Consider the following 13482-nt stretch of genomic DNA (forward strand, 5'->3'; position numbering starts at 1 on the left):
CGTCCGCGGTCCTCAATCCGTACGGAGCCGGTGCGCCCAGGGCGGGTCGGCGCCCGCGACCGAGCACGTCAACGCCGACACCCGCGCCGCGAACGTCGCCGCCGCCACGGCCGTCTCCAGGTCGAGGTCGTCGAGCCGGCCGCCGAGCAGCCCTCTCGCGCCGAGGTCGTGCAGCAGGCCCGCCGTGAACGAGTCGCCGGCGCCGACCGTGTCCACGACGTCCACCTGGGGCGCGGGCACCGCGGCCCGCGCCCCGTCGAGGGAGACCAGCGCCCCGTCGGCCCCCCGGGTGATCACGATCAGGCGGGCGCCCGCCGCGTGCCAGGTGTCGCAGGCGTGCTCCATCGGGGTGCCGGGCAGCAGGAAGTCCAGGTCGTCCGCGCTGAGCTTGAGGATGTCGGTCCACTCGCACCAGCGGGCCACCTGGTAGTCGTCCTTGGCGGCGAGGCTGGGGCGGACGTTCGGGTCGATCGAGATCGTGGCCCGCCGCGACGCCGCGCGGGCGAACTCCGCCACCGCCTCCCGGCCCGGCTCCCTGACCAGGGCGAGCGAGCCGGTGTGCAGGCAGGCGACCGGTCCGAGGCGGCCCGGGTCCAGCTCGTACGGGGTCCACTGCCAGTCGGCGGTGCCGTCGGCGTAGAAGGTGTACTCGGCCCGCCCGTCGGCGTCGAGCGCGGCGACCGCGAGCGTGCTGGGCTCCCCGGCGGCGACCGACGCCGACAGGTCCACGCCGGAGGAGGTCAGGTGCTCCCGGAACAGGCCGCCGAAGACGTCGCCGGAGATCCGCCCGAGGAACCGGGCGGGCGTGCCGAGCCGCGCGAGCGCCACCGCCGTGTTGGCCGGCCCGCCCCCGGGCAGCACCCGTAACGCCAGCCCGCCCGCCGCTCCGCCGCCCGCCGCGGCCGCCGCACGGTCGGTGAAGGCGTCGGCGACGCACTCGCCCAGGACAGCGATCATCGGGCCTGCCTCTCGTAGGCGCGTTGCCGATTCGTTACGGCACGGGGGCATTGACGTTTCTCGGAGCGGAGTTCATCATCGCAGCACAGGCGATGTCAACGTTGACATATGTCAACGATGACATTGAATACCCCCTGATAGGAACCGCCCATGAATGCGAAGCTTCCGGTTGGAATCCTGGTCACCGCCCTTCTCGTCGCCGGCTGCGGCGGCGGTGGGGGTGGCGGCGGCGGTGGCGGCGAAGGCGGGCAGAGCGCCTCCGCCACCCCCAAGGTCGGCCTGATCACCAAGACCGAGACGAACCCGTTCTTCGTCAAGATGAAGGAGGGCGCCCAGAAGTCCGCCCAGGCCAACGGCCTGGAGCTGATGACCGCTGCGGGCAAGTTCGACGGCGACAACGCGACCCAGATCACCGCCATCGAGAACATGGTCGCGGCCGGCGTGAAGGGCATCCTCATCACCCCGAGCGACACCAAGGCCATCGTCCCCGCGATCAAGAAGGCGCGGGACGCGGGCGTGCTCGTGATCGCCCTCGACACCCCCACCGAGCCCCAGGACGCCACCGACGCGCTGTTCGCCACCGACAACTTCAAGGCCGGCGAGCTGATCGGCCAGTACGCCAAGGCCGCCATGGCCGGCAAGCCCGCCAAGATCGCCACTCTGGACCTGGCCCCCGGCATCACCGTCGGGCAGCTCAGGCACGACGGCTTCCTGAAGGGGTTCGGCGTCCAGGCGGGCGACCCGTCCATCGTCTGCTCCCAGGACACCCGCGGCGACCAGGCCAAGGGCCAGACCGCCATGGAGAACTGCCTGCAGAAGGCCCCCGACATCAACCTCGTCTACACCATCAACGAGCCCGCCGCGCTGGGCGCGCACACCGCGCTGAAGGCCAAGGGCCGCGACAAGGACGTGCTGATCGTCTCCGTGGACGGCGGCTGCACCGGCACCAAGGCCGTGCAGTCCGGCCAGATCGCCGCCACCAGCCAGCAGTACCAGCTCAAGATGGCCGAGGACGGCGTCAAGGCCGTGGCCACGTTCGCCAAGGGCGGCCAGAAGGCCAGCGGCTACACCGACACCGGCGTCACGCTCATCACCGACAAGGCCGTCTCCGGGGTCGAGGCCAAGGACACCACCTTCGGCCTGGCCAACTGCTGGGGCTGACCATGGCCGTGATGGAAGCACCGCTGCCGCGCCGCCTGGTCGCCACGCCCGTCGCCGGGCCGCTGGCCGCGCTCGTGCTGGCCTGCCTGTTCTTCGGGGTCAACACCGACCAGTTCTTCACCGGCTCCAACTTCTCCCTGATCATCCAGCAGGTCATGGTGGTCGGCACGCTGGCCATCGGGCAGACCCTGATCATCCTGACCGCGGGCATCGACCTTGCGTGCGGCGCGATCATGGCGTTCGGCGGGATCGTGATGACCAAGCTGGCCGTGGACAGCGGCCTGCCGCCGCTGCTCGCCCTGGCCGCCGGGCTCACCGTCTGCGCGGGGTTCGGGCTGGTCAACGGGCTGCTGGTGACGCGGATCTCGCTGCCGCCGTTCATCGTGACGCTGGGCATGCTGAACGTGGTGTTCGCCCTGACGCACATCTACTCCAACGAGCAGACGGTGACCGAGCTGCCCGCGCTGCTGACGTTCCTGGGGCAGACGTTCCAGCTCGGCCAGACGAACGTCACCTATGGGTCGCTGCTGACGATCCTGCTGTTCCTGCTGTTCGCGTACCTGCTCGGCTCGACCGCGTGGGGCCGCCACGTGTACGCCCTGGGCAACAGCCCCGAGGTGGCCCGCCTGACCGGCATCAGGACCGGCCGGCTGACCGTCGGGGTCTACACGCTGGCCGGCCTCGTGTACGGCATCGCGGCCCTGCTCCTGGTCTCCCGCACCGGCGTCGGCGACCCGCAGGCCGGCCAGACCGACAACCTGGACAGCATCACCGCGGTCGTGCTGGGCGGCACCAGCCTGTTCGGCGGCCGGGGCCTGGTGCTGGGGACGCTCGTCGGGGCGCTCATCGTGGGGGTGTTCCGCAACGGCCTGCAGCTCATGGGCGTACCGTCGATCTATCAGACGCTCATCACCGGCATCCTGGTGATCCTCGCGGTCACCGTCGACCAGCTCTCCCGCAGGAGGACCCGATGAGCACACCGGTGCTCCAGGCCCGCGGCCTCGTCAAGAAGTACGGCCACGTCGTCGCGCTCGACGGCGCCGACTTCGACCTCATGCCCGGCGAGGTGCTCGCCGTCATCGGCGACAACGGCGCGGGCAAGACGAGTCTGATCAAGGCGCTGACCGGCGCGCTGCAGCCCGACGCGGGCGAGATCCGGCTCGACGGCGAGCCGGTGCGCTTCCGCGACCCCCTCGACGCGCGCCGGCACGGCATCGAGACCGTCTACCAGGACCTCGCGGTCGCGGCCTCGCTCGACATCGCGACGAACATGTTCCTGGGCCGGGAGATCCGCAAGCCGGGCCTGCTCGGCACGGTCTTCCGGATGCTGGACAAGAAGCGCATGCGCGAGGAGTCGGCCCGGCACATGGCCGAGCTCAAGATCGGGCTGCGCTCGCTCACCCAGCCGGTCGAGTCGCTGTCGGGCGGGCAGCGGCAGGGCGTGGCCGTGGCCAGGGCGGTGGCGTGGGCGACGCACGTCGTGGTCATGGACGAGCCCACGGCGGCGCTCGGCGTCAAGGAGTCCGGCCAGGTGCTCGACCTGATCAGGCAGGTCCGCGACCGGGGCACGCCGGTGGTGCTGATCAGCCACAACATGCCGCACGTGTTCGAGCTCGCCGACCGCATCCACGTCCAGCGCCTGGGCCGCAGGGTCGCCGAGATCAGCCCGCGCGACCACAGCATGGCCGAGGTGGTGGCCATCATGACCGGCGCGCTCCAGATGTCGGAGGGCAAGTCGGTCGTCGCGGACAAGGACGCGGCGGAGGCGATCGGGCTGTCCTGATGACGGGCCACTAGCATGAGCGGAATGCGGCGTCCGACGATGACAGATGTGGCCCGTGAGGTCGGAGTCACCGCGAAGACCGTCTCCCGGGTGCTCAACGACGAGGGCCCGGTCGCCGTGGAGACGCGCGAGCGGGTCATGGCCGCGGTCCGCAAGCTGGGCTACCAGCCCAACCTCATGGCCCGCAACATGCGGGTCGGCGCGCGGGACGCCGCGATCGGCCTGGTCATCCCCGAGATGGGCAACCCGTTCTTCGGCACGCTCGCGGGCGGCGTCGAGAGCGCCGTGCGCGCCCGGGGGCTCACGCTCATCGTCGGCTCCTCCGACGAGACGGCCGACCTGGAACAGTCGCTCATCGCCACGTTCCTGGCCCGCCGGGTGAGCGCCCTCATGGTCGTCCCGGCCGCCGCCAGCGACCACCGGCACCTGCGCTCGGAGCGGGTGGCCGGGCTGCCGATCGTCTTCCTCGACCGCCCGTCCGTCGGCCTGACCGCCGACTGCGTGGTCAGCGCCAACCGGGAGGGCTCGCGGGCCGGCGTCGCCCACCTGATCGCCCACGGCCACCGCAGGATCGGCTTCGTCGGCGACCTGCCCGCCGCCCTCTACACCCGCCGCGAGCGCTTCCAGGGCTACCGCGACGCGCTCGACGGCGCCGGCCTGCCGTTCGACCGCGCGCTGGTGGAGACCGGGCACGACCTGGAGGCCGCGGCCGGCGCCACGCTGCGCCTGTTAGCCCTGCCCGATCCGCCGACGGCGCTGTTCACCGGCAACAACTTCGCCTCCATGGGGGCGGTGGTGGCGCTGTCGCGGGCGGGGCGCAGGGACGTGGCGCTGGTCGGGTTCGACGACCTGCCGCTGGCCGAGGTGCTCGATCCGCCGCTGACGGTGGTGGCCCAGGACCCGGCGGCGGTCGGGGCCGCGGCGGCGGAGCTGGTGCTGTCGCGGCTGGACGGCGACCGGTCGAAGGCCCGCCGGGCCACCGTGCCGACCCGGCTGATCGTGCGCGGCTCCGGCGAGCTGCCCCCGTGAAGGTGGGGCCGCCCGCTCCGGACGGCCCCCGATGGTCAGCGCTTGACCGTGAACTGCCCGGTCAGCGGCCCGAGCACGACGGTGTAGATGCCCGCCTCGCTCCGCCGCAGGCCGAACGAGACCCGCGTGCTCCGGCCGGGCGCCAGCGTCAGGCTGCGCCGCTGGTCCTCCTCGCCGTTCACGCGCAGCACGGCCTCGTACGAGCCCGCGAGCTCGCCCACGTTCTTCACCACGGCCCGGACCTCCACGCGCCCCGACCGGGACACGGCCGGCGAGACCTCCAGGCCGCCCACCGCGAACAGCGCCTCCGGCCCGGCCACCAGGTCGTGCACGAACACGTCGGACCGCTTGTTGGTGTCGCCCTCGACCAGGTTGGCCGAGGTGCTCTCGAAGGCCACGTACCGCCCGTCGTCGCTGATCGACGGCAGGTCGGCCCGGCCGTCGCCCTCCTCGCCCCGGGGACCGGCGGAGATCCGCGTGGTGGTGCCGGCCGCCACGTCGCGCAGGAAGATGTCGCTGCGGTTGTTGGCGTCGCCGCTGACCAGCTCGCCCGAGTCGCTGTAGAAGACGACCTTGCCGCCGTCGGCGGAGAGCGAGGGGGCGAAGGTCAGCGCGTTGGAGGGCTTGCCGTCCAGGGTCGCCGACACCATCCGGGACCTGCCGGTGGTCAGGTCGTGCACGTAGATCTCGCCGAGCCCCACGCCGTTGGCGAAGGCCAGCGCGGTCCCGCCGGCGCTGATCACCGGCGCGGAGGTGTCGGTGTCCGGGTACGGCCCCGTCACCCGCTTCAGCGTCCCGCTCTGCCGGTCGAGCACGAAGGAGTCGATCACCCCGTTGTCGTCGCCGGGCACCAGGTCCGCGGCGTCGCTCTGGAAGGCCACGTACCGGCCGTCGGCGCTGATCGTCGCCTCGCGCGCGTTCCCGTTCACCTGCGAGCCGTCCTGGGCGACGGAGATCCGCTCCGTCCTGCCGGTCTGGCGGTCGCGCAGGAACACGTCGTTGCGCTCGTTCGTGTCGCCCGGCACCAGGTTGGCCGCGCCGCTGTCGAAGACCGCGAAGCGGCCGTCCGCGCTGAGCCTGGGCGCGCCCGAGATCCCGTCCCCGGGCGTGCCCTCGGACGACACCGAGACCATCTCGGTCGTCCCCGTCCGCCGGTCGCGCACGAAGGAGTCGGTCATGCCGTTGCCGTCACCCGGTACGAGGTTGGCCGCCCCGCTGTTGAAGCCGACGAACCGCCCGTCCCTGCTGACCGTGGGAGACAGGGAGAACGCGTCGGCCAGCCCGCCGCCGGTCGGCACCGAGACCCGCTCGGTCACCCGGGTACGCAGGTCGGTGGCGAAGATGTCCAGCTCGCCGTTGGTGTCCTGGTCGTCGGCGAGGTTGGAGGCGAAACTGGCGAACACCACCACGCTCCCGTCGCCGCTCAGCTCCGGCCACCACGCGTCGTGGTTGCCCTGCCGCCCGTCCGAGCCGAGGGACACCCGGTCGGTCCGCGGTCGCCGCGGCAGCGTGACGTCGGCGGTCGCGGGGCGGCGGCCCACGGTGACGGTCACCGGGTCCGACCTCGACACGCCGGGGGCGTGCGCGGAGATCTGGTATTCGCCGGCGGGCACGTCCTTGATCGTGTACCGTCCGCTCGCGTCGGTCGTGCCCGCCAGCTCGTCGGGCACGCCGAGCACCGTGACCGTGGCGCCGGGCACGGTGGAGCCGGTCGGCTCGTAGGCCACCCGGCCCGAGATCGTGCTCCAGCGGGTCCGCTCCAGCTCCAGGCGCACGTCGGAGAGCCGGTCCGCCTTGACGCGGAAGGTCTCGGACCCCGTCTCGTACCCGAACCTGGACAGCGTCAGCTCGTGCTCGCCCGGCGCGAGCCGCAGCTCGAAGCGCCCGTCGGCGCCGCTCTCGGTGCCGCGCCCGTCCGCCCTGACGACCCGCACGCCGGCCAGCGGCCGGCGGCTGCGCCCGTCGATGACGGTGCCGCGTACGCCGCTCTTGAGCGCCGCCTCGGCGACGGCGGCGTAGGCGTCGATGCGGCCCTGGCCGACGCGGGCGTTCGGGCGCGGGCCGTAGCGGTCGTCGGAGACCGACGTGCCGGCCAGGATCTCCTCGGCCGCGTCCACGGTCAGGTCCGGGCGGGCCTCCAGCATGAGCGCGACCGTGCCGGACACGTGCGGAGTGGCCATCGAGGTGCCGTTCAGCGCGGCGTACTGGCCGCCGGGCATGGCCGACACCACGTCCACGCCGGGGGCGGAGACGTCCGGCACGACGTACGAGTCCGGCCACTCCGGCGGTGCGGCGAACCAGTCGGTGTGCTTGACCACGCCGCCGCAGGAGAAGTCCGGCACCTCGTCGTTGACGTCGGTCGCGCCCACGGCCACGGCCTCGTACACGTTGCCCGGGCTGCCCGACTGGCCCTCGGCGCAGTCGTTGCCGATGGCGAAGGAGGGGAACGCGCCGGCGCGGTGGATGTTCCTGGCCGGCTCGATCAGCTCGTCGGCGTAGCCCTCCGCGCCCAGCGACATGCTGACCACGTCGGCGGGCTTGCCCGCCGGCCTGCCGTCGGCCGCGTAGGGCGCCAGCGCCCACTGCATGCCCGCGATCACCTGCGCGAGCGTGCCGGAGCCGCCCGGGATGACCAGCCCGGCCATCAGCTCGGCGCCGGGCGCGACCCCGATCTGCGTGCCGGACGCGTCGCCGCCGGCGATCGTGCCCGCCACGTGCGTGCCGTGGTAGCTGCTGTCGTGCGGCTCGGTCGGCACCGGCTTGCCGTCGGGGCCGAACTCGATCCAGCCGCCCGGGTGCTTCGGGTCCGCGGCGTCGGCGGTGACCAGCTTGCCCTTGAGGTCGGGGTGGGTGGCGTCGATGCCCGTGTCGAGCACGGCCACGCGCACCCCCTTGCCGGTCAGGCCGCGCTCGCCGCGCACCCGGTCGGCGCCGATCTTGGCGATGCCCCAGGTGGCGGCCGTCGCGGCGGTGGCCCTGGGGGTGGCGCCCCTGCCGGGCTCGGGGGCGGTCAGGGTGAAGTTGGGGATGATCCGGTCGACCAGGTCGAGCTCGGCCAGGGCGGCCAGGGTGGCGGGCGTGGCGCGTACCAGGACCATGTTCTTCAGCCAGAACGTGTTGACCACCTGGTCGCCGCGCGACTGGACGAACTGGACGATCGGCTCCTGCACGGGCGCGGCGCTCGCCTTCAGGGCGGCGCGCGCCTCAGCGGCTGATTCCGGCGCGGGCGGGTCCTGCACGGTGCGCAGCACGACGGCCGCCTCCAGGCGGCCGCGGGCGCTCTTCATCTGTTCGGCGAGCTTGGCGTCGATCTTCGGCTGGGGCGCGGGCTCGGCGGTGACGGGTTCCGCCGCCGTGGCCGGGCTCGCGAGCATCCCGAAAGCCCCGAACGTCCCGGAAGTCAGTAATACGGCTGGTAAGACGGCCGCGAGCAGGCGTCGCCCAGGGGAACGGCGGGGGGACAGCGGCATGACGCTCCTTCGTTCACGTGGCCACAGGGGCCGATGGTGCTCAAGAACGCTGACATCATCCGCTGTTTCCTGACAAGATCCGTTAGTGACGAGTTTCTGTCATGTGACGTGAATCCGACACCCGGAGGTGGGCTTGTTCGAGGCGATCGGGCTCGGCCGTCAGGACGAGGAGGTCTACCACGCGCTCGTCCGGCGCACCCAGGCGACGGTCGCGGAGATCGTCGCCGACTGCCACCTCCCGGCCCCGGCCGCGCGGCGCACCCTGCAGTCCCTGGTCGACCTGGGGCTGGCCACCCGCTCGACCGGCCGCCCCACCCGCTACGTCGCCGTCTCGCCGGACAGCAGCCTGGAGGCCATCCTGCGCGAGCGCGAGCGGGAGCTGGACGGCGTCCGCGCGCACATCCGCGCGCTCATGGACGTCTACCGGGCCAACACCCGCTTCGCCCACCCCGGGGAGCTGATCGAGGTGGTCTCGGGCCGCGACGAGGTGAACCACCGGTGGGTGCAGATGCAGCACGACACGCGGGCCCAGATCCGCGGCTTCGACCGGCCGCCGTACGCCGCGCCGCAGGAGCACACGGAGTCGAACCCGATCGAGCTCAACCTGCTCCGGCGCGGGGTGAGATACCGCGTCATCTACGACACCAGCGTGCTGGAGCTGCCCGGCTGGCTGGAGGACGTCACGGCCGGGATGCAGCACGGGGAGCAGGCCAGGATCGCCGCCGTGCCGATGAAGCTGGCGATCTCGGACGACCGGCTGGCGATCATCCCGCTGCTGCGGGCCGGCGACGACGTGGTCGCGGCCTCGTACCTGATCCACCCGTCGCCGCTGCTGGACGCGCTGGTGGCGCTGTTCGAGGCGCTGTGGGAGCGCAGCGTGCCGGTGCGGCTGACGGCGCCCGGCGGTGAGCTGTCGCAGGACGAGGAGCGGCTGCTGACGCTGCTGGCGTCGGGGGCGACGGACAAGGCGGCCAGCCGCGCGCTGGGCTGGAGCGAGCGGACGGTGCAACGGCACATCACGAAGCTCATGCGGCGGCTGGGCGCGCAGACCCGCTTCCAGGTCGCCATGGAGGCGACCCGGCGCGGCTGGATCTGATCGGCCGGGGCGAGCCGGCCCGGCCGCAGCTGATCGGCTGGGGCGAGCCGGCGCGGGCGGACCCGATCAGGCGCACTGGTAGCCGGAGGGCAGCTGGGTGTTGCCGTTCGGGCGGCCGGCCTGGAAGCCGAACGTGGTGCTCTGGCCGGGGGCGAGCGTGCCGTTGTGGCCGGCGCTCCTGGCCGTGACGGTCTGGCCCGCGGTGGTCAGCGTGGCGTTCCAGGAGCCGGTGACGGTGTGGCCGGCGGGCAGCGTGAACGTCACCGTCCAGCCGGTCACCTGGGAGGTGCCGGTGTTGGCGACGGTGACCGGCTGGATCACGTACCCGTTGCCCCACTGCGTCTGGGTGGCCGCCGTCGCCGTGCAGCCGCCCGTCGTGCCGCCGCCGCCGGTGGTGGTGACCGTGACCGTGCTGGACACGGGGGAGAGGTTGCCCGCCGCGTCGCGGGCGCGGGCCTGGTAGCGGTAGGCGGTGCCCGCGCTCAGGCCCGTGTCTGTGTACGAGGTGGTCGCGGACGTGCCCACCTGGGCGAAGGCGCCGCCGGACGTGCCGGGTGCGCGCAGCACGTCGTAGCCCGTCACGCCCACGTCGTCGGTCGAGGCGGTCCAGGTCAGGGTGGTGGAGGTGGCGGTCGTCCCCGAGGCGGCCAGGCCGGCGGGGGCGGTCGGCGGGGAGGTGTCGCCGCCGGTCGTGGCCGGCGGGACGCGGACGATCCGGTCGTCCTGGGCCACCGGGGTGCCGCGGCCGTCCCGGTTGCTGGTGCCCACCCAGAGCCAGCCGTCCGGCCCGAGCGCCACCGAGCGCAGCCGGCCGTAGGTGGACTGGAGCTCGGCCACCGGCGTGCCCGGCGTGCCGGTGGCGCTCAGCGGCACGGCCCAGAGCCGCTGGCCGCGCAGCGCCGCCGCGAAGAGCGTGTTGTTGGCGTACGCCAGCCCGCTCGGCGACGCCTGGGCCGTGGTCCAGGTGACGATCGGGTCGCGGAAGGAGGCGTTGCCGCAGGTGCCCTCGCAGGTGGGCCAGCCGTAGTTGCCGCCGGCGACGATCTGGTTGACCTCGTCCCAGGTGTTCTGGCCGAACTCGGTGGCGTACATCCGGCCCTGCCCGTCCCAGGCCAGGCCCTGGACGTTGCGGTGGCCGTAGCTCCAGACACGGGAGTTCGGGAACGGGTTGCCGGTCGGCACGCCGCCCGTGGGCGTCATGCGGAGGATCTTGCCGGCCGGGCTGTTGAGGTTCTGGGCGTTGGCGGTGGTGCCGGCGTCGCCGGTGGCCACGTACAGCAGGCCGTCCGGGCCGAAGGCGATGCGGCCGCCGTCGTGGATCGTCGCGCTCGGGACGCCGGAGAAGATCACCGTCTGTGTCTGTGGTGCGCTCAACTGCAGCCTGACCAGGCGGTTGTCGCCACTCGTGCTGGTGAAGTAGGCGTACACCCAGCCGTCCTGCGCGTACGTCGGCGACACGGCGATGCCCAGCAGGCCGCTCTCACCCGAGGCGCTCACCCCGCTGATCGTGGCCACCTGGACCGGCGCCTGGCCGGGGCGAACCTGGACGATGCGCCCCGAGTTCCGCTCGGAGACCAGCGCGCTGCCGTCCGGCAGGAACGCCATCGCCCACGGAACCTGCAGTCCCGTGACCGACACTTCCGCCCGGGAGAAGTCGAAACCTCCCACCACCTGGGCTCGGGCCTGCGGGACGTTGATCCCCAGGGCCAGCAGGGTCAGGACTAGTGCCTGGATGACCCGGGCACGGATGACACGGGCGCGCATGACGGACTCCTTGACTGGATCACCGGATGCGGATGTCAGCACCGTAGGCCTCGTGACGTTCGATCACAACCAGCGTGACCGGCGTGATTCGGCTATCTGCGGCTATGGCCACCCGGCGGTGAAACTTTCCACGAAACAGCGAGCTGACCAAGGCGCGGCGGTCGCGGGCCGCCGCGCCGTGGGCGGTGGTGCGGGGGCCGGGCGGTCAGCCCGCGCTGCAGGAGACCGAAGGCCAGGTGTAGTTGCCGTTGTGCTGGATCGTCACACCCCAGTTGTTGCCGCTGCCGTTGGGTCTGGCGGTCAGCACCTGGGCGCTGGGATAGCTGGCGCTGATGTTCCAGGTGGACAGGACCTTCGCCGGGGACGGCACGTTCATCGTCACGGTCCAGTTGCTCGAACCGCTGACCGCGACGTTGAGGTTGTACCGGTCGCTCCACTGCTGGCCCGCGGACAGCGTGGCGGTGCAACCGCCGCCGCCCCCGCCGCCTCCGCCCCCGCCACCGCCGCCGGAGGAGCCGCCCACCGTGATGTTGGAGTTGCCGCTGCTCTGGTAACCCTCGGTGGCGAGGATCATGTAGTCGTGGGTGCCCAGGCTCATGCCATTACGGGCCCACGCGTCGAAGTGGTTGCCGGACGTGATGGTCCCGCCGGTCTTCTTCGACTGCCGGACGCTCCAGTACTGGTTGAACGTCCTGGTGCCCTCGATGGAGGGGGCGTTGTAGCGCGTCGTCTGGTAGATGTCGTACGTGCCGCCGTCACTGGTGACCGTGCCCTTGTACGTTCCCGTGGGCCGGTAGGTGCCCCAGTTGTCGACGATGTAGTACTCCACGAGCGGGTTCCTCGTCCACCCGTAGAGCGTCAGGTAGGCGTTGCCGGACGGGTTGAAGCTGCCCGAATAGCTCACGGTCCGGCGCCCGCCGGGGTTCCAGCCCTTGCCGGCGACGAAGTTCCCGGTGTTGCGCCAGGTGGTGCTGTAGTTGCCGCCGGCCGCCAGGTTCATGGAGACCGTGCCGGAGCTGTCGGTCCAGAACGAATAGAAGTAGCCGTTGTCGGTGCCGGTCTGGTTCGTGGTCACGGTCGTGTCGGCGTTGGCGGTGCCGTGCAGCATCGTCGCGGACAGGACCAGCGCCAGGGCGCAGGCGCCGCCGAAGATCCGTCTGATGCGGCCGCGTCTGCGGCGCCTCGGGTGGGCGGGGGCGTCGTTCATGAGCGGGCTCCCTTCGCCGAAAGTATCGGTATGTTGGCGAAAGTATCGGGCCGCCTCACGGTGCTGTCAACGATCAGTGAAACCGGTGCGAGCATGGAAAAGGCATCGGCCCTGCTCGCTGGGGCGAACGGGCCGATGAAAGTTTCGTATGTGTCCCGAAAAACCCCGGATCGGGGTGGGGTTCAGCGCAGGCCCGCGAACAGGTCCTCCTCGTGGCCGTGCACGGCCACCTTGCTCAGCACCCGCTCGAACGCCTCGTGCGAGAACGCCTGCTGCTGCGCCTCCTCCGGCATGCGCAGCAGGAAGATGTTCTCCCCCTGGCTCTCGTGGGCCTGCAGGGCCTTGAGCTTGCGCTCGACGTAGGGGGTGACGTCGACGATGCTGGTCACCCGCTCGTCGGGGGTGCCGAAGTCGTCGGAGGGCTCGAAGTCGCCGAGCTCGACGCCGTGCTCGCGCATCAGCTCGAACATGCGCTTGATGGCGGCCCTGGGGATGGCCGTGTAGTAGAGCTTGTCGGGAATGCCGCTCCGCTCGGTGGCGGCCACGGTGATGCGGTGGGTCTGCACGTGGTCGGGGTGGCCGTAGCCGCCGCCGCCCGTCTCGTCGTAGGTCACCACGACCTGCGGGCGGTAGTGCTCCATGAGCGCGGCGAGCCGGGCGGCGGCCGTCTCGACCGGGATGTTGGTGAACGCGTCGGCGTGGGCGTTGGCGTCCCAGCCCTCCATGCCGGAGTCGCGGTAGCCGAGCAGCTCCAGATGGTCGATGCCCAGGTGGGCCACCGACTCGCGCAGCTCCGCCAGCCGCCGCCGGGCCACGGCCGCGTCGTCGTGACCGGGCTCGCCCGGCTTGACACCGCCCTCGTCGTCGCCCTGCTCGCCGTTGGTGCAGGTGACCAGGACCGTGCGGATGCCCTCCTCGGTGTAGCGGGCGAGGATGCCGCCGGTGCTCAGGCATTCGTCGTCGGGGTGGGCGTGCACGACCATCAGGGTGAGTTGCCGATCCATGGGTGGCAACA

Annotated in this window: 10 protein-coding genes; 5 read left to right on the forward strand and 5 right to left on the reverse strand. The window is 72.1% G+C overall.

Annotated features, from left to right (window positions below; translation table 11 throughout):
* Positions 1-12: 12 nt before the first annotated feature.
* Entirely contained in the window at positions 13-957 is a 945-nt protein-coding gene (locus ACTWPW_RS13050; protein WP_443168857.1) for a carbohydrate kinase family protein, read from the reverse strand.
* Between the two features lie 150 nt (positions 958-1107).
* Here ACTWPW_RS13050 and ACTWPW_RS13055 point away from each other — a divergent pair, with 150 nt between their 5' ends.
* From ACTWPW_RS13055 to ACTWPW_RS13070, 4 genes are read left to right on the forward strand one after another with little or no spacing between them, the layout of a single operon-like run.
* Positions 1108-2118 (forward strand): sugar ABC transporter substrate-binding protein, encoded by a 1011-nt coding sequence (locus tag ACTWPW_RS13055; protein WP_443168858.1) that lies wholly within the window; start codon positions 1108-1110, stop codon positions 2116-2118.
* Between the two features lie 11 nt (positions 2119-2129).
* Complete coding sequence (locus tag ACTWPW_RS13060; RefSeq protein ID WP_443168859.1) at positions 2130-3092, forward strand: ABC transporter permease; 963 nt, start codon at positions 2130-2132, stop codon at positions 3090-3092.
* Complete coding sequence (locus tag ACTWPW_RS13065; RefSeq protein ID WP_364124973.1) at positions 3089-3901, forward strand: ATP-binding cassette domain-containing protein; 813 nt, start codon at positions 3089-3091, stop codon at positions 3899-3901. The genes ACTWPW_RS13060 and ACTWPW_RS13065 overlap by 4 nt, the downstream gene beginning before the upstream one ends.
* Positions 3902-3925: 24 nt before the next feature.
* Positions 3926-4930: a LacI family DNA-binding transcriptional regulator gene (locus tag ACTWPW_RS13070; RefSeq protein ID WP_443168860.1), complete on the forward strand. Its 1005-nt coding sequence runs from the start codon at positions 3926-3928 to the stop codon at positions 4928-4930.
* 35 nt (positions 4931-4965) lie between these two features.
* Here ACTWPW_RS13070 and ACTWPW_RS13075 read toward each other — a convergent pair whose 3' ends face one another.
* Positions 4966-8304: a S8 family serine peptidase gene (locus ACTWPW_RS13075; RefSeq protein WP_443168861.1), complete on the reverse strand. Its 3339-nt coding sequence runs from the start codon at positions 8302-8304 to the stop codon at positions 4966-4968.
* Between the two features lie 229 nt (positions 8305-8533).
* On the opposite strand from ACTWPW_RS13075, the gene ACTWPW_RS13080 reads away from it, so the two are divergent.
* The gene (locus ACTWPW_RS13080) at positions 8534-9496 is read left to right on the forward strand and encodes a helix-turn-helix transcriptional regulator (RefSeq protein ID WP_364124981.1); all 963 of its coding nucleotides are present in this window, start codon (positions 8534-8536) and stop codon (positions 9494-9496) included.
* Between the two features lie 66 nt (positions 9497-9562).
* Here ACTWPW_RS13080 and ACTWPW_RS13085 read toward each other — a convergent pair whose 3' ends face one another.
* The 3 genes from ACTWPW_RS13085 to ACTWPW_RS13095 form a co-directional block, all read right to left on the reverse strand.
* The gene (locus tag ACTWPW_RS13085; protein WP_443168862.1) at positions 9563-11260 is read right to left on the reverse strand and encodes a PQQ-dependent sugar dehydrogenase; all 1698 of its coding nucleotides are present in this window, start codon (positions 11258-11260) and stop codon (positions 9563-9565) included.
* A gap of 205 nt (positions 11261-11465) precedes the next feature.
* Entirely contained in the window at positions 11466-12467 is a 1002-nt protein-coding gene (locus tag ACTWPW_RS13090; RefSeq protein WP_375108641.1) for a glycoside hydrolase family 11 protein, read from the reverse strand.
* A 182-nt stretch (positions 12468-12649) separates the two neighbouring features.
* A complete protein-coding gene (locus tag ACTWPW_RS13095) occupies positions 12650-13471 on the reverse strand; it encodes a PIG-L family deacetylase (RefSeq protein ID WP_364124990.1) in 822 nt (273 codons plus the stop codon).
* Positions 13472-13482: the final 11 nt, after the last annotated feature.

The sequence above is a fragment of the Nonomuraea sp. KM90 genome, from assembly GCF_052246675.1.
Taxonomy (GTDB): Bacteria; Actinomycetota; Actinomycetes; order Streptosporangiales; family Streptosporangiaceae; genus Nonomuraea.